Here is a 15,292-nt window from a genome sequence, read left to right as displayed (position 1 = left end):
GGGGGAGCTTGGGCCTTTGTTGGGCGCTGGTCCTTATGCTGCGGTGACTAGGCGATCTGGCGCTTGTAGGCGGCAGTGGCAAAGGCGTAGGAGACAACCAGGATCCCCAAGCACCATGCGAGGGCTACCCAGATGTCGCCGCCCACCGGACGCTGCGCGAAGAGATCCTGGATGGTGTTCACAATGGAGGTGACCGGTTGGTTCTCTGCGAACCAGCGGACCGGGCCCGGCATGGTCTCCGTCGGGACGAAGGCCGAGCTGATGAATGGCAGGAAGATCAGCGGGTAGGAGAACCCGCCGGCGCCATCCACGGACTTTGCCGAAAGCCCCGCGATAATGGCAATCCATGTCAGGGCCAGGGTGAACAACGCCAGAATTCCCGCGATGGCCAGCCAATCAAATATGTTGGCTGACGTCCGGAACCCCATGAGGAGCGCCACCAGCACAATGATCACCAGCGAAAGTCCGTTGGCTACCAAGGACGTCAGCACATGTGCCCACAGAACCGAGGAGCGTGCAATCGGCATGGACTGGAACCGCTCAAAGATGCCACTCTGCATATCCGTGAACAACCGGACTGCCGTGTAGGCGATGCCCGAAGCGATGGCGATCAGCATGATGCCGGGCAGTAGGTAGTTCACGTAGTTTTCAGTGCCGGTCTTGATGGCGCCGCCGAAAACGTAGACGAACAGCAGCATGAGCGCGATCGGTGTGATGGCCGTGGTGATGATGGTGTCCACGCTGCGGAAGATGTGCCGCATGGAACGGCCCAGCAGCACGGACGTGTCTGCGAAGAAATGGGTATTCATGACTTGTCCTTTACTGACTCGTTACCAGCCTTTTGGGAGCCGGTGCCGGTGCCAACCAAGGTCAGGAAAATGTCCTCCAGGCTCGGTTGTTTCTCGACGTATTCGATCTTGGCCGGCGGCAGGAGTTGCTTCAGCTCGGCCAGCGTGCCGTTGGCGATGATGCGGCCCTCATGAAGGATGGCGATCCGGTCTGCCAGTTGCTCGGCCTCATCGAGGTACTGCGTCGTCAGCAGGACCGTGGTCCCCTGATGGGCGAGGTTCTTGACGATCTGCCACACCTCAAGCCGCGCCTCCGGATCGAGGCCCGTGGTCGGCTCGTCCAGGAAGATCACCTTGGGGTTGCCGATCAGGCTCATGGCGATGTCCAGCCGGCGACGCATGCCGCCTGAGTAGGTTGCTACCTTGCGTGCCCCGGCGTCGGTGAGGCTGAACCGGGCCAACAGCTCGTCCGCGATCTGTGCCGGGTCCTTGAGATGGCGCAGCTTCGCCACCAGGATCAGGTTCTCCTTCCCGGACAGGACCTCATCCACTGCGGCGAACTGTCCGGTCAGACTGATGGACTGCCTCACCTGGAGCGACTCGGTGGCAACATCAAAGCCCTCGACGGCGGCATGCCCGCCATCCGCTGTGAGCAGCGTGGAGAGGATCTTCACCATGGTGGTCTTGCCGGCGCCATTCGAGCCGAGAAGGGCAAAAATGCTGCCCGACGCCACCTCGAAGTCAACGCCACGCAGGACGTGGAGATCCTTGTAGGACTTCTCAATGCCCTCCACCCTGATTGCTGCAGCGGTCATGATTCCGCCTCCTTCGCTGTGTTGATGGCCTTGTTAAGGCGATCGCGTTCCTTGTCGATCCAGCGCTTTCCGCCGTAGGCCTGGGCAAAGCTTTCAGCGAATTCGATGGGGTCTTCGCCCACGATTTCGCTGACGGGCGTGCCGTCGATTGCGGCGCGTTCCCAAAGGTCTGCGAGGTCCGTGAACATCTGAACCATGGTGTCGCCCTCGGTGACGCCGCCGTAGTACATCAAGTACCGGTTGAAGGCGGCGGCCACGGTCAGGTAGGGCTCGGGCAAGGAATCCAACCGCGCCTTGGCTTGCTTGTACTGCTTCTTCTGTTCGAGTGATCCAGTGACCAGTTCGATCCATTTTGCTGCCATGTTAATTTCCTTCCTTGCGGAGCTGTTCAAGCCGTTCGGACAAGAAGCTCCAGGTGTTCCAGAATTCATTCAGTTCTTTTTGGCCCTGGGGGTTGAGCGTGTACACCTTGCGGGGTGGTCCTTTTTCGGAAGGCCGCTTTTCAACGTCCACCAACCCCTTTTGTTCGATCCTGACCAGCAGCGCGTAAACGGTGCCCTCAGCAATCTCGGTGAAGCCCTGCTCCCGGAGCAACGTGGTGATCTCGTATCCATACGCTGCCTTTCCGGTCAGGAGGGCCAGCACAATGCCCTCCAGTGTGCCTTTGAGCATCTCCGTCATCTGCTTGCCCATTGGACACCTCCTTCAGTACTCAGTATTACTAGCTACCACTACATAGTAGAACTAAGTACCGGTACTTAGCAATACTGAGTTCTGGTCTAAATGGCATGCTGGGGTGGTGACTGCAGAATCTGGTACCTCGCCCACGTTGATGACCGCCGACGTCGGGCTTGGTACCTTCAGCCTTCGACGCGCCACCAAAGCCGACCTGCCGCGGATCCTCGCGCTGCTCGCAGATGATCAGCTGGGTGCCACCCGCGAAGATGCCGCCGATTTAGTGCCCTACCAGAAGGCTTTTGACGCGATCGACGCCGACCCGGCCCACCTCCTGGTGGTGGGCGAGCTCGCGGGCGAAGTGGTGGCCACGTTCCAGCTCAGCTACCTGCCCGGCTTGTCCCGTAAGGGTTCCTGGCGTGCCCAGATCGAGGCGGTTCGGGTGTCCGACGTGCTGCGTGGCCAAGGTGTGGGGGCGCTGATGATCGAGTGGGCACTTGAGCAGGCCCGGGAGCGGGGTTGCTCCCTGGTGCAGCTCACCACCGACAAATCCCGTACGGCAGCGCACCGTTTCTACGAGCGGCTCGGCTTTGTAGCCAGCCATGAGGGCATGAAGCTGACGCTCTGAGGGGAGACGCGCGCGCCTGCGGTAGTTTGCTGGACCCGGGATGCGTTTGTTTTCCACATAGGGAGATTTCGGCCTTATGGCGCCCGTAGCCCGCTGGAAGAGTTGGGCCATGGAGAAGATTCGGGAGCGGCCAGCGATTGATTCGGACGCACATGCCCTGCTGTTGGGGTTTCGCTCTGACGGCTCCGTGCCCAGTGTCTCTGCCCTCACGGGGCTGCTGAAGGCTCTTTGCCTCGGGTCGAGCAGCGGTGAGCTGATTGACCAACTGCGTGGTTTGGAGGATATGAAGTCCGCTATCGCAAGTGTCCAGGCCAGGGCGGCCGTAGCCTTCGACCTCGCGCAGCGCCGCGAGCAAGCGTCGGCCGGCATTCCCATCTCCGAGCAAGGGCAGGGCGTAGGGGCGCAGGTAGCGTTGGCGCGTCGCGAATCACCAAGCCGGGGCTCACGTCTCCTTGGGTTGGCGAAAGCGTTGGTGACGGAGATGCCGCGCACCATGGCTGCGTTGGAATCCGGACAGCTCAATGAATGGCGCGCCACTTTGCTCGTGAAAGAGACGGCCTGCCTCTCCTTGGAAGATCGGCGCGCCGTGGACGAGGAACTCGCACCTGACGCAGGCACCTTCGACGGTGTCGGCGACAAAACCCTCATCGCCGCAGCGAAAGCCGCCGCTTATCGGCGCGATCCCCGAACTGTTGCCCAGCGCGCCAGCCAGGCTGCCACGGAGCGGAACGTCAGCCTGCGCCCCGCGCCGGATGCCATGACGTATTTGACCGCCCTGCTTCCGGTCGCCCATGGGGTTGCCGTCTATGCTGCGCTCACCCGGAAGGCAGATTCTGTGCGTTCCGCTGGTGAATCACGGAACAGAGGCCAAGTCATGGCAGATACCCTCGTCGAACGCATTACCGGCAGGCGCGGCGGAATCAGTGGAGTCGACCTCGAGATCATCATGACGGACCGCACGCTTTTGCAGGGGGACAGTGAGCCAGCCCGTCTCAAGGGCTACGGAATCGTCCCGGCGGCATGGGCGAGAGCCTTGGTTGGCGCCGGAACAGCCGCGTCGGACGAGTCCCGTGGGGGGTGGCCGTCTGCAACGGGCGATAGTCCGCCGCCAACGAAGGATCCGGAGTTCACTGTCTGGCTTCGCCGCCTCTACACGGTGCCGTCCACAGGGGAGCTCATCACCATGGACTCCAAGGCGCGGCTCTTTCCCCCTAGGTTGAGGCGTTTCATCGAAGTCCGGGACGATACCTGCCGCACGCCCTACTGCGACGCGCCCATTAGGCATATCGATCACATCGTCCCTTGGCAATCCGGTGGCACTACCACCGTGACCAACAGTGCGGGACTCTGCGAAGCCTGCAACCACACCAAGGAAAACCCTGGCTGGGCGGCGCAGCAGTTGCCTGGCGACGTCCACACGTTGGAAATCAGCACGCCAACAGGCCATAGCTACCGATCAACAGCGCCGCCCCTCCCAGGGCACAGCCGATCAGTGAAGTTGCCGGACCTCGAATCCGGGGCTGGGCGGGAGAATTTGGCTCAAGCAGACCACTATATTGACTCTTAGGTTACCTAACTATTAGGATACCTAAATATGAGTTCTTTTGATTCCCGGTTACTTGATCTCGCACAGGAATTTCGCGAGTCACTACGACTCGGCGTCTACATGTTCCGCCGCCTCGATCCTGAAGGCGACCTTACCGCCGCGCAGCTCAGCCTGCTGTCCATGATCTCCGACGGTGGCCTCCGAGTGGGCGACGTCGCCAAGAACCTGGGCATCAAGGTCCCCAGCGCCACCGAGCAAATCATCAAGCTTGAGCGAACCGGCCTGGTCACCCGCCAGCAGGATCCGGACGATTCGCGAGCAGTCCAGGTGGTCATCACCGAAGCCGGGGCGTCCGCCGTCGAGTCTGCCAATCAGCGGCGCAACGCCATGGTGGCCGAACTGCTTCAGGACCTCAGCAGTGAGGAAATCGAGCGTCTCGCCTCGGCATTGCCCGTGATCGCCAAGCTCAACAGCTCGTTCCAGAACTAAGAAGATCCAGCATCACCAGAAAACCAGCACCGACAAGGAGCCATTGAATGTCACGCCAGTTGGCTGACGCTTCAGCAAGCGCCGAAACAACCCTCGAAACCACGCTGGAGGCTGAAAAAGCCTCCTTCCTCAAGCAGCCAAAGGCCGTGTGGGCCACCGCGCTCGCCGCCGTTTTTGCCTTTATGGGCATCGGCTTGGTGGACCCCATCCTGCCGGCAATTGCCAAAAACCTTGAGGCGTCCACCAGTGAAGTGTCGCTGCTGTTCACCAGCTACTTCCTGGTGACGGCCATCGCCATGTTGATCAGTGGTTTCGTGTCGTCAAGGATCGGTGGCAAGAAAACGCTGCTGATCGGCCTGGCTATCATCGTGGTGTTCGCATCGTTGTCCGGCTTTTCCGGCAGCGTTGAACAATTGGTCGGGTTCCGTGCCGGCTGGGGTCTCGGTAATGCCCTGTTCGTTGCGACAGCCCTTGCCGTGATCGTCGGTGTGGCCAGTGGTGGAACCGGTACGGCCATCATCCTTTACGAAGCAGCCCTGGGCCTGGGTATCTCGCTCGGCCCACTGTTGGGCGCACTCCTGGGCGGGTGGCAGTGGCGCGCCCCGTTCTTTGGTACTGCGGTCCTCATGGCGGCAGCCTTCGTGGCACTTCTGGCCCTCCTGCCAAAGACGCCCGCCCCGGCAAAGAAGTCCCGCTTGCGTGACCCGCTCCTGGCATTGGGCCACAAAGGACTCCGCACCACAGCAGCCAGTGCGCTCTTCTACAACTACGGGTTCTTCACCATTCTTGCCTTCACACCCTTCATCCTGGGCATGGACGCTTACGGAATTGGGGGAGTGTTCTTCGGATGGGGTGTCGCAGTCGCCGTATTCTCGGTATTCGTTGCTCCCGTTCTGCAGAAGCGCTTTGGCGCCGTGAAGGTCCTGACCGGCACGCTGGCTGTCCTCATGCTTGACCTGATCGGGCTGGGACTTGCTGCGGGGCAGTCGGTGACAACCGTCGTCGTGCTTGTCATCGTGGCGGGTGCCCTGCTGGGCATCAACAATACGGTTTACACGGAACTGGCCATGGGCGTTTCTGATTCGCCACGTCCGGTTGCTTCCGCGGGCTACAACTTTGTGCGCTGGATGGGCGGTGCACTGGCTCCCTTCGCGGCTGCGCAGCTCGGTGAGCACTTCGGACCGCAGGTTCCGTTCTTTGCCGGCGCGCTGGCCATGGTGATCGCGATCGTCATCTCCGTCAGTGGTCGCGGGTACCTGACATCGCACGAGCCGCACCTCGTGTAGTGGCCTGCGCCTCAACGAAAATCCCAGGCACGGAAAGGCCCGGCGGAATCAATCCGCCGGGCCTTTTGTGCGTCTATTTGGGTTCGTCGGAAGCGACAGGCAACGGCGCCACTGGCGCGCCTTTGGGAACGAACAACGTTTCGGCCTGCTCCAGCGACATGCCGTTCGTCTCAGGAACCTTGAACATTACAAAGAAGAACGACGCCGCAGCGAACGCAGCGTACATGGCGTACGTCAGGGGGAGTGAACCTGCTGCCATGATGGGGAAGCTGAGCGTAATGGCGAAGTTCGCGATCCACTGAGCGGCGGCAGCAAGGCCGAGGGCGCGGGCGCGGATGCGGGATGGGAAGATCTCACCCAACAGCACCCACACGAGCGGACCCCACGAGGCGCCGAAGCTGATCACGAACACGTTGGCGGCAACCAGGGCAACAGGGCCCCAAGCGCCGGGAAGAGTAATCTCCGAGCCGGAACCGGTTGCCGAAGAGAAGGCCAGCGCCATCACGCCCAAGGAAGCAGCCATGCCGATGGAGCCGGTGAGCAGGATAGGTCGTCGTCCAATGCGGTCCACCAAAGCGATAGCCACGAGGGTCACCAGGATGTTGGTCACGGATGTGGCGACGGAGATCGTGAGGGAGTCCTTTTCCTGGAACCCGACAGCCTTCCACAGCGTAGTGGAGTAGTAGAAGATGACGTTGATGCCGACGAACTGCTGCAGCACGGACAGGATGATGCCGATCCACACGACTGGCAGCAGGCCGAACCTGTTGCCGCGCAGGGAGCCCTTCTTGGTGGACAGCTTTTCCTGCTGGATGGATTCGCGGATCTCGCGGATGTGCCGCTCGATGTCGTCGCCGGGGATCAGCTTGTTGAAGATGGTACGGGCCTGGTCTTCCTTGCCGTTGAGCACCAGGAAGTGAGGGGACTCGGGCAAACGGTAAGCGATCCAGCCGTAGACGGCCGCCGGAAGGGCACAGGCGATAAACATCCAACGCCACGCCTCGATACCAAGCCACAGTGTGCCGCCGGCGCCGCCTGCCGAGTTGGCAAGAACTGCGTCAGAGAGCAGCGCAGCGAAGATGCCTGTGGTGATGGCGAGCTGCTGGAGCGAAGCCAGACGCCCGCGCACGTGGCGGGGCGAAATCTCGGAGATGTAGGCGGGAGCAATGACCGAGGCAAGGCCGATGCCCAGACCGCCGACGAGCCGCCAGAAAATCAGGTCCCATACGCTGAAGGCGAGGCCCGTGCCGACGGCGCTCACCAGGAAGAGCAGGGCGCCGATCTTCATGGCCGGGATGCGTCCGTAGCGGTCGGCGATCTTGCCGGCAAAATAGGCGCCGGCGGCGCACCCCAGCAATGCAACAGCAACGGCGAAGCCGGTTAGTGCCTCGCTCATGACGAACTCGTCCGCCATCGCGTCCACGGCGCCGTTGACCACGGAGGAATCGAAGCCGAAGAGGAAACCGCCCACCGCGCCGGCGACGGCCAGGCCGATCACTTTCCGCGAAACGGGGGGCGCGCCTTCGGTGCTGGAACTGGACATGGGTCTCCCTTGGGGAATGGTTTTGTGGGAGCGAGGTGCGGGACGTCGTCGGCTGTTCCGACGGGGACGCCGGTGCACTCGCGCTACACAGTGTGGCACGTCATATCGCTCCAGTTCCAGTCAAGTGACCGACGTGACATGCATTCAGGTTATTAACGTATGTGCGCCTGTTTGGTGGCTGTGTGTTTGCTGGGCGGCTCCTCCGAGTGCCCTTTGGTCCGAAAAAGGGCGCTATTGGCGGAACTACTTGAACGCAATGCGCGACGACGGGCCGTCCCCTTATGGGGCTAAATGACGCCCCGCCGTCGCCACCTTCCGGATGTACCGGCGGCGTTAGGAGAACTCCTTAAGTGCTTCAGTCAGGAGGGCCCCTGGAGCCCCAAGGCGTGCGTGCACCCCGGTCGAGGCGATCAGTTCGCCACCGATGACTACCTGCGTGACATCACTCGCCGTCGCACTGAAAGCCAGTTGCATGGGCCGGGATCCCGCGGTCCGGGTGGAGGCGGGGTTGATGACCATGATGTCGCAGACCCCACCCACTTGAAGGGCCTGCGGGGCTACGGGGGTGGCCATGGAACGAGTGGCTCCTTCAGTGGCCGCGCCCAGCAGTTCCCCGGGCGAAAACCTTCCGCGCTGCCCGCTGCCCAGCCGTTCCCCATGTTCCAAGGTGCGCATTTCAATCCAGGGGTCGATCACTGCATGCTGATCAGTGCCCAGTGCGATCGTGGCTCCGGCGTCGCAGAGTTCCCGGGCAGGGCCGATCCCATCTGCGAGATCGGCTTCCGTGCTCGGACACATCACCACGGTGGTGGATGCTCCGCCGAGCAAAGTTATGTCTTCCTGAGTCAAGTGCGTGGAATGGACAGCTGAAAGTCTGGAGGACAAGAGGCCGTGGCGTTCCAAGAGTCCGGTCGGAGTGGTGCCATAGGCCGCCATGCATGCGTCATTTTCAGCGGGTTGTTCGCTCAGGTGGATGTGAAGCGGAATGTCCCTGGGCAGATGCTTGGCAACGATCCTCAAGGCCTCTTCCGGCACCGCCCGGACGGAATGCAGGGCAGCGCCGACGCCCACCACGTCGGGCGGAAACTCCTCTGCCATCGCAGTCCGAAGGGATGCCAGCCGGTCCAGCCAGGCCTGTGCATCCGCGTCCCCGAACCTGGCTTGGTCGGGACTCAGGGGGGTGCCAATTCCGCCCGTCAGATACAGCGTGTCCAGAAGGGTGAGGCGGATCCCGGCAGACACGGCCGCCCGGGCAAGGGCCAGCTCCATGGCATGAGGCTCCGCATAGGGCGTGCCTCCGGGTTGGTGATGAACGTAGTGGAATTCGGCCACGCTGCTGAATCCGCTGACCACCATTTCGGCGAAGACGGCTGTGGCAAGCTTCTGGTACTTCTCCGGAGTCAGCTCGGACGCGCTCCGGTACATTTGCTCCCGCCACACCCAGAAATCTCCATGTCCATCATGGGTTCTTCCACGAAGGATCCTGTGGAAGGCGTGGGAATGCGCATTGGCTGCTGCGGGAAAGGCGACGCCCGCCAGAGTTGTGTCACCGGGCAGGGGCTCAACGCCGGTGTGGATGGCAGAGATGCGGCCATTGCTGGTTTCGACACGTACGCCGGTGGCAACCTCTGGAAGTCTACGGCCGCCGTCGCTGTTGCCGTCGTCGCTTGTGGTGATGGCGGTCTCGCACCAGAAGGCGTTCACAGGAGTCCCTCCAAAACATCAGCGAGCGCGACGGCGCCGGCTGAGGCGTCCTCATCGGCCACGTATTCCTCCGGTGAATGCGAAATGCCGCTGGGATTGCGGACAAAAACCATGGCGGAGGGAACGTAGCCGGCCAGCACACCTGCGTCATGCCCCGCGCCGGTTGCCAGGACGGGTGCGCCTGGCAGTAACTCGGTGATGCGACGGCTTAGGCCGGCATCAAAGTGCACAGTGTCGCTGTACGACTCTTCCGTCAGCGTTACGGTGCAACCTTCCGCGGCTGCGACATCCTGGGCTGCATGGTAGATTCCCTCGATGAGTTGAGCAGTCACGGCGTCGTCGGGATGACGGGCGTCCAGCCAAAGATCCACGCGCGAAGCAATGACGTTGGTTCCGCCCGGAACCGGCGTCAAGCGGCCTACGGTGGCTCGGGCGTCCGGCTGCCTGGCTGCCGTTTCGCGAATGGCGAGAACGATCTGCGCGGCCGCGACCATCGGGTCGGCGCGGTCCGTCATAAGCGTGGTGCCGGCATGGTTTCCTTGACCGCTGACACTGATTTTCCAGCGACCGTGCCCCAGGATGGAACTCCCTACAGCGATGGCGGGGCCATCCTGCCCCAGCCCCTTTCCCTGTTCGACGTGGAGTTCGACGAAGTCGCCGATGCGCGCCATGGCGTCCGGATCCGGGCCCATGTGACGGGGATCCAAGCCGTTGGCGCTGGCGACGTCGGCAAAGGTGTCACCGTTCACGTCCCGCAGGTTCAGGGCCTTGTCAGTGTCTATCGCACCCGTGAGGAGTCGCGATCCCAGGCAGGCAACGCCAAAGCGCGATCCTTCTTCTTCAGGAAAAACGGTGACTGCCAGTGACCTTGGGGGCTGGAGCCCCCGGGATTTGAGGATATCGATGGCGGCCAATGCGGAGGCGACGCCGAGAGGTCCGTCGAATGCTCCGCCGCCGGGTACTGAATCGAGGTGGCTTCCAGTGACAAGTGCGCCCTCTTGGGGTTGGCCCCACCAGGCCCACAGTATCCCGTTGCGGTCCGTCTCGACGTCGAGGCCGCAGTGTTGTGCTTGTTCGACGAACCACTGCCTGAGGTCCAGTTCAGGCGTCGTGAAGACGGCCCTTGAGTATCCTCCGCGCACCGCGTCGCGGCCCACATCCTGGATTGAGGACAAGAGTTGATTGACGGTTTCCACGTTTTCCTCCGATTCAAGACTGCCACCAAGTAAAAACCAGATGCCAACCCATGGCAAGGGTTCGCGCGAGTATTTACACCGCGGAAACATGCCCCGCCCTCCTGCGGGGCATTCGGCGTCATGTAACCGGCCCTGTCTCTCATTTTTCAAAAAACTCTTGCCATTTGATGAAAATTGATTTTTACTAAGTGGCAAGACATGGTGATGTAGACCACTTGAAAGCAGGTCAGGCAGTGGCAGCGGATTCTTCCACCCGAACAGTCGAGAGGGCATTGGCCCTCCTCAGTGCAGTCTGCACTGACGGCTCCATCAGCCTGAGTGACGCAGCGCGAGTGGTTGATCTGTCAGCCAGTACCGCGCTCCGCCTCCTCCGAACCCTCGAAGGCAGCGGATTCGTGACGCGGGATCCCGGGGGCAATTTCCGCCCGGGAGCAAGTGTCATTCAGTTGGGAGCGCTGGCTTTGGGGCAGGAGTCCCTGGTGTCGCTCTGCACGCCGCACATGAAGCGGCTTGTGGCTGATACGGGCGAATCCTGCTACTTGAGCATTCCCGGTGCTGGGGACACCGGAATCTACATCGCCATCGTAGAAGGTACCCGCTCTGTCCGGCACACCAGCTGGGTTGGCAGGAGCATCCCGCTGGAGGGCTCCGCCGCCGGCAAGGTGCTGACCGGCGGGCAGAACGGCCGCGGCTACGCGATTGTGCGGAGCGGCGTTGAAGACGACATCACGGCCGTCGCCGCACCCATTGTGATCGGCGGCCGAACAGTGGCAGCCCTCAGCATCGTGGTGCCCAGCTACCGCTTGGACGAGGCGAAGGCGCAGACATTTGGCGAGGAACTGGTGAAGGTTGCCGACAACATCCTCGTGGAACCCGACGGAAACCATGAAGTGCCCCAGGAAAGCATGGAAAAGAAATGATCAAATTTGAAAATGTCACCAAGGCGTACCCTGACGGTACGGTGGCAGTCGACGGCCTCAACCTGGAGGCTCCCACCGGAAAGTTGACCATTCTTGTTGGTCCTTCCGGATGCGGCAAGACCACTTCCCTGAGGATGATCAACCGCCTCATCGAACCCACCAGCGGCACCATCTACCTCGATGATCAGCCGACTTCCGGCATGGACGCAGCGTTGCTCCGCCGCAGGATCGGTTACGTCATCCAGCACGCCGGACTCTTCCCGCACAAGACCATCGTTGACAATGTGTCCACCATGCCGCTCCTTCTAGGGGAAAGCCGCCAAAAGGCCCGCACCAAGGCGCTCGAATTGATGGAGCGCGTTGGATTGCCCGCCAGCTTCGCCAAGCGTTATCCCTGGCAGCTCTCCGGCGGACAGCAGCAGCGCGTTGGTGTTGCCCGGGCGCTCGCCTCGGACCCTGCGTTCATGCTGATGGATGAGCCCTTCAGCGCAGTTGACCCTGTAGTCCGCGCCCAGCTCCAGGAGGAGTTCCTTCGCCTGCAGCGCGAGATCGGCAAGACCATCATCATGGTCACCCACGACATCGACGAGGCCCTCAAGCTCGGGGATCAGGTTGCCGTCATGCGCGTGGGCGGCAAGCTGGCGCAAATGGCGTCCCCCTCCGAACTGCTGACCGCCCCCGCTGACGAGTTCGTGGCCGACTTCGTAGGCCGTGACCGTGGCTACCGATCGCTCGGATTTACGAAAACAGCAGGCACGGTGACCATTGGCGAGGAAGCTGTAGTTCAGCTCGGTGCTTCCGCGGATGAAGCCCGCGCCAAGGCGCTGGGTGCTTGGGTGTTGGTAGTCGACGGCGACCGGAAGCCTCTAGGTTGGGCTCAGCCGCAGCTTCTCAACGGTGAGGTGAAGCGGGAGAACCTGAATCTCAGCGGGATCCCGGCAGCAGCATCGGGCACCATGCGCCAGCTGCTGGATGCCGCCCTTTCCTCCCCGAGCCGCCGCGGCGTGGTTGTCAACGAGCATGGCGAACTGGTCGGGACCGTTTCTGCAACAGACGTGGTCAAAGCCATCGAGGCCGAGCCCCACCTGGAGACGATCTGATGAACTTCGAATGGCTGGGCCGCCAGTTCGACAACATCGTTTTCCTGCTCGGCTGGCATGTCCTGCTGGCCGTCACCCCGCTGATCCTGGGGCTTCTCATCGCGCTGCCCCTTGGCTGGTGGGCGCACCGAAGCCGGCGTATCTACCCACTCTTGGTGGGTGTCGCCGGTCTGCTGTACACCGTTCCTTCCCTTGCGCTGTTTGTACTGCTCCCGCTGGTCCTGGGTACCAAAATCCTGGACCCGCTCAACATTGTGGCTGCACTGACCATCTACACTGTGGCACTGCTGGTTCGCGTAGTCGCCGATGCCTTGGATTCCGTTCCTGAAGACACCGTCCAGGCAGCCAAAGCCATGGGCTACCGGGGCTATCAAAGCCTCCTGAAGGTTGAACTTCCCGTCGGTGTCCCGGTGATTTGCGCAGGATTGCGTGTCGCCGCCGTCTCCAACGTCAGTCTCGTCTCCGTGGCTGCGCTGCTGGGCATTCCGCAGCTTGGTTCGCTCTTCACGCAGGGCTTCCAGCTCCGTTTCTACACCCCGATCATCGCCGGCATCGTGCTGTGCGTGGTCCTGGCCATGATCCTGGACGGACTGATCATCCTCATCAACCGGTGGCTGACACCGTGGACCCCCAAGGTGGTGGCATCGTGAACTACTTGTTCGACCCCGCGCACTGGAGCGGCGCAGACGGCATCCCAACGTTGATCGCTGAGCATCTCCTGTACTCGCTTATTGCCTTGGCCATTGCGGCCATCATCGCGGTGCCCTTGGGTATCTACATTGGAGTGACCGGCAAGGGTGTGTTCATGATCGCCGGCCTTGCCAACGCCCTCCGGGCACTTCCAAGTGTGGGTCTGCTGATCCTGTTGGTCCTGCTCATTTCGCCCGCCTTCCCTTCCCGCATGGGCTACGTCCTTCCCAGCCTCATCGTGCTGGTATTGCTGGCAGTTCCGCCAATCCTGACCAACACCTATGCCGGCGTCCGCGCAGTGGATGCTGCCGCCGTCGACGCCGCAAAGGGCATGGGCTTCCGCACCATGAAAATCCTGACGGATGTCCAGTTGCCGTGTTCCCTTCCGCTGGTTTTGTCCGGTGTCCGCAGCGCGCTGTTGCAGATCATCTCAACGGCAACCATCGCCGCGTACATTTCACTTGGCGGCCTGGGTCGCCTCCTGATCGACGGCAAGGCCCAGAACGATTACGGCCAAATGGTGGCCGGGGCGGTCCTTGTCGCCCTGCTGGCATTGTTTTTCGACCAGCTTCTCGCTTTCATCACCCGCCGCGTTGTCTCACCCGGATTGACCCGGCGCACCATTAAGTCGGCCGCTGTGGCCGAACCCGTGAAGACCCCCGTCACGGTCTAATCAACACCCGCGCGCGTGGTTCCGCGCGGATTCACCTCCACCCCACCCCCATCTGGCCGCTGCATGCCTTGCAGCACCCATCCCAGGAGAGTTGACATGAAGAAGTACCTCACCGGATTCACCCTGGCAGCCGTTGCTGCCATCACCCTGAGCGCCTGTGGCGGCGGGGACCCCATGAGCTCGTCAAATACCGCCGCAGCGGGTGCTTCGGGGGACAGCATTATCGTCGGTTCCGCGGACTTCCCGGAAAGCCAGCTGATCGCCAAGATCTACGCCGAAGCACTTAAGGCCAAAGGCGTCGAGGTTACCGAGAAGCCGAGCATCGGCAGCCGCGAGGTGACCATCCCCGCACTGAAGGACGGTTCCATCGACCTCATGCCGGAATACGGCGGCGCACTCCTGCAGTACCTCGACTCCGCCACCAAGGCCGTTTCATCCGAGGATGTCGCCAAGGAACTGGCCACCAAGATCCCGGCCGGCCTGACAGTACTGACTCCTTCCGAAGCGGAGGACAAGGATGTCCTCACGGTTAAGAAGGAAATCGCCGAACAGTACAAGCTGAAGACCATCGAAGACCTCCAGCCCGTTGCCAAGGAACTCGTTTTGGGCGGCCCGCCGGAGTGGAAGACCCGCCTCAACGGCGTTGCCGGCCTTAAGTCTGTCTACAACCTGGAGTTCAAGGAATTTTCAGCGCTCGACGCCGGTGGTCCGCTCACGCTGAACGCTCTCCTTTCCGGTCAGGTACAGGTAGCCGACCTCTTCAGCACCGATCCTGCACTGGCGGAAAACAACCTCGTGGCGCTTGAAGACAACAAGAACCTCTTCCTCTCTGAAAACATCGTGCCGGTCATCAACGAGAAGAAGTCCACGGACACCATCAAGGAAACGCTGGATAAGGTCTCCGCTGCCTTGACCACCGAGGATCTCATCAAGATGAACGGCCGTGTGGCCAAGTTCGAGGACATCGGCGAAATCGCCAAGGAATGGCTCAAGACAAAGAACCTGGGCTAATCCAGCTGTTCGCTTTTGCCGGTTGCTTTTAGAGGAGTAAAGAATGACTGCCGATTTCACTACTGGAGCCCGCCCGGTCAAGGCTGCCCGGGGTACGGAGTTGACTGCCAAGTCCTGGCAGACCGAGGCGCCGCTGCGCATGTTGATGAATAATCTGGATCCTGAGGTCGCTGAGCGTCCTGATGATTTGGTGGTTTACGGTGGCACGGGCCGTGCAGCGCGTTCCTG

General features: G+C 61.7%; 16 protein-coding genes and 1 pseudogene. 10 read left to right on the top strand and 7 right to left on the bottom strand.

Translation table 11 applies throughout. The annotated features are described in order from the left end of the window. Positions 1–47 precede the first annotated feature (47 nt). The 4 genes from WBN73_RS20040 to WBN73_RS20025 are packed head-to-tail and all read right to left on the bottom strand — an operon-like array spanning position 48 to position 2,296. The gene (locus WBN73_RS20040) at positions 48–809 is read right to left on the bottom strand and encodes an ABC transporter permease (protein ID WP_207595316.1); all 762 of its coding nucleotides are present in this window, start codon (positions 807–809) and stop codon (positions 48–50) included. Beyond that, positions 806–1,603, bottom strand: coding sequence for an ABC transporter ATP-binding protein (locus WBN73_RS20035; RefSeq protein WP_337341118.1), 798 nt, complete (start codon positions 1,601–1,603; stop codon positions 806–808). The genes WBN73_RS20040 and WBN73_RS20035 overlap by 4 nt, the downstream gene beginning before the upstream one ends. Next, on the bottom strand, positions 1,600–1,965 hold the full coding sequence (locus WBN73_RS20030) for a DUF1048 domain-containing protein (protein ID WP_207595314.1): 366 nt from the start codon (positions 1,963–1,965) through the stop codon (positions 1,600–1,602). The genes WBN73_RS20035 and WBN73_RS20030 overlap by 4 nt, the downstream gene beginning before the upstream one ends. 1 nt (position 1,966) lies before the next feature. Beyond that, positions 1,967–2,296, bottom strand: coding sequence for a PadR family transcriptional regulator (locus WBN73_RS20025; RefSeq protein WP_089596554.1), 330 nt, complete (start codon positions 2,294–2,296; stop codon positions 1,967–1,969). A gap of 139 nt (positions 2,297–2,435) precedes the next feature. On the opposite strand from WBN73_RS20025, the gene WBN73_RS20020 reads away from it, so the two are divergent. The 4 genes from WBN73_RS20020 to WBN73_RS20005 all read left to right on the top strand — a co-directional run bounded on the left by WBN73_RS20020 (position 2,436) and on the right by WBN73_RS20005 (position 6,227). Next, positions 2,436–2,906, top strand: coding sequence for a GNAT family N-acetyltransferase (locus tag WBN73_RS20020; protein ID WP_207597671.1), 471 nt, complete (start codon positions 2,436–2,438; stop codon positions 2,904–2,906). Positions 2,907–3,015: 109 nt separating this feature from the next. Further along, positions 3,016–4,473, top strand: coding sequence for an HNH endonuclease (locus WBN73_RS20015; protein WP_337341119.1), 1,458 nt, complete (start codon positions 3,016–3,018; stop codon positions 4,471–4,473). A gap of 27 nt (positions 4,474–4,500) precedes the next feature. Further along, a complete protein-coding gene (locus WBN73_RS20010; protein WP_337341120.1) occupies positions 4,501–4,941 on the top strand; it encodes a MarR family winged helix-turn-helix transcriptional regulator in 441 nt (146 codons plus the stop codon). Between the two features lie 47 nt (positions 4,942–4,988). Next, entirely contained in the window at positions 4,989–6,227 is a 1,239-nt protein-coding gene (locus WBN73_RS20005) for an MFS transporter (protein WP_337341121.1), read from the top strand. A 73-nt stretch (positions 6,228–6,300) separates the two neighbouring features. Here WBN73_RS20005 and WBN73_RS20000 read toward each other — a convergent pair whose 3' ends face one another. The 3 genes from WBN73_RS20000 to WBN73_RS19990 all read right to left on the bottom strand — a co-directional run bounded on the left by WBN73_RS20000 (position 6,301) and on the right by WBN73_RS19990 (position 10,670). Beyond that, the gene (locus WBN73_RS20000) at positions 6,301–7,770 is read right to left on the bottom strand and encodes a sugar porter family MFS transporter (protein ID WP_280624345.1); all 1,470 of its coding nucleotides are present in this window, start codon (positions 7,768–7,770) and stop codon (positions 6,301–6,303) included. A gap of 333 nt (positions 7,771–8,103) precedes the next feature. Further along, positions 8,104–9,474 (bottom strand): formimidoylglutamate deiminase, encoded by a 1,371-nt coding sequence (locus WBN73_RS19995; protein WP_337341122.1) that lies wholly within the window; start codon positions 9,472–9,474, stop codon positions 8,104–8,106. Then, the gene (locus WBN73_RS19990) at positions 9,471–10,670 is read right to left on the bottom strand and encodes an allantoate amidohydrolase (protein ID WP_337341123.1); all 1,200 of its coding nucleotides are present in this window, start codon (positions 10,668–10,670) and stop codon (positions 9,471–9,473) included. The genes WBN73_RS19995 and WBN73_RS19990 overlap by 4 nt, the downstream gene beginning before the upstream one ends. 188 nt (positions 10,671–10,858) lie before the next feature. Here WBN73_RS19990 and WBN73_RS19985 point away from each other — a divergent pair, with 188 nt between their 5' ends. From WBN73_RS19985 to WBN73_RS19960, 6 genes and pseudogenes are all read left to right on the top strand, one after another. Further along, complete coding sequence (locus WBN73_RS19985; protein ID WP_280624339.1) at positions 10,859–11,590, top strand: IclR family transcriptional regulator; 732 nt, start codon at positions 10,859–10,861, stop codon at positions 11,588–11,590. Further along, a complete protein-coding gene (locus tag WBN73_RS19980; RefSeq protein WP_337341125.1) occupies positions 11,587–12,690 on the top strand; it encodes an ATP-binding cassette domain-containing protein in 1,104 nt (367 codons plus the stop codon). Before WBN73_RS19985 ends, WBN73_RS19980 begins: the two co-directional genes overlap by 4 nt. Next, positions 12,690–13,340 (top strand): ABC transporter permease, encoded by a 651-nt coding sequence (locus tag WBN73_RS19975; RefSeq protein ID WP_014923069.1) that lies wholly within the window; start codon positions 12,690–12,692, stop codon positions 13,338–13,340. Before WBN73_RS19980 ends, WBN73_RS19975 begins: the two co-directional genes overlap by 1 nt. Further along, the gene (locus WBN73_RS19970) at positions 13,301–14,053 is read left to right on the top strand and encodes an ABC transporter permease (protein ID WP_017198652.1); all 753 of its coding nucleotides are present in this window, start codon (positions 13,301–13,303) and stop codon (positions 14,051–14,053) included. Before WBN73_RS19975 ends, WBN73_RS19970 begins: the two co-directional genes overlap by 40 nt. 96 nt (positions 14,054–14,149) lie before the next feature. Beyond that, positions 14,150–15,064 (top strand): ABC transporter substrate-binding protein, encoded by a 915-nt coding sequence (locus WBN73_RS19965; protein WP_280624328.1) that lies wholly within the window; start codon positions 14,150–14,152, stop codon positions 15,062–15,064. Positions 15,065–15,107: 43 nt separating this feature from the next. Beyond that, positions 15,108–15,292 (top strand): annotated as a pseudogene (locus WBN73_RS19960) (urocanate hydratase); the annotation flags it as partial.

It is taken from the genome of Paenarthrobacter sp. CCNWLY172, from assembly GCF_037402035.1.
Taxonomy (GTDB): Bacteria; Actinomycetota; Actinomycetes; order Actinomycetales; family Micrococcaceae; genus Arthrobacter.
Note: the sequence above shows the minus strand (reverse complement) of the source record. Positions and strands in the feature narration are given on the sequence as shown.

What these genes read in the sequence shown, in the direction of transcription:
- WBN73_RS20020 (WP_207597671.1), top strand. Translation starts at nt 2,436, where the DNA reads ATGACCGCCGACGTCGGGCTTGGTACCTTCAGCCTTCGACGCGCCACC.
- WBN73_RS20040 (WP_207595316.1), bottom strand. Translation starts at nt 809, where the DNA reads ATGAATACCCATTTCTTCGCAGACACGTCCGTGCTGCTGGGCCGTTCC.
- WBN73_RS20030 (WP_207595314.1), bottom strand. Translation starts at nt 1,965, where the DNA reads ATGGCAGCAAAATGGATCGAACTGGTCACTGGATCACTCGAACAGAAG.
- WBN73_RS19975 (WP_014923069.1), top strand. Translation starts at nt 12,690, where the DNA reads ATGAACTTCGAATGGCTGGGCCGCCAGTTCGACAACATCGTTTTCCTG.
- WBN73_RS19965 (WP_280624328.1), top strand. Translation starts at nt 14,150, where the DNA reads ATGAAGAAGTACCTCACCGGATTCACCCTGGCAGCCGTTGCTGCCATC.
- WBN73_RS20025 (WP_089596554.1), bottom strand. Translation starts at nt 2,296, where the DNA reads ATGGGCAAGCAGATGACGGAGATGCTCAAAGGCACACTGGAGGGCATT.
- WBN73_RS20015 (WP_337341119.1), top strand. Translation starts at nt 3,016, where the DNA reads ATGGAGAAGATTCGGGAGCGGCCAGCGATTGATTCGGACGCACATGCC.
- WBN73_RS20000 (WP_280624345.1), bottom strand. Translation starts at nt 7,770, where the DNA reads ATGTCCAGTTCCAGCACCGAAGGCGCGCCCCCCGTTTCGCGGAAAGTG.
- WBN73_RS20010 (WP_337341120.1), top strand. Translation starts at nt 4,501, where the DNA reads ATGAGTTCTTTTGATTCCCGGTTACTTGATCTCGCACAGGAATTTCGC.
- WBN73_RS20005 (WP_337341121.1), top strand. Translation starts at nt 4,989, where the DNA reads ATGTCACGCCAGTTGGCTGACGCTTCAGCAAGCGCCGAAACAACCCTC.
- WBN73_RS20035 (WP_337341118.1), bottom strand. Translation starts at nt 1,603, where the DNA reads ATGACCGCTGCAGCAATCAGGGTGGAGGGCATTGAGAAGTCCTACAAG.
- WBN73_RS19980 (WP_337341125.1), top strand. Translation starts at nt 11,587, where the DNA reads ATGATCAAATTTGAAAATGTCACCAAGGCGTACCCTGACGGTACGGTG.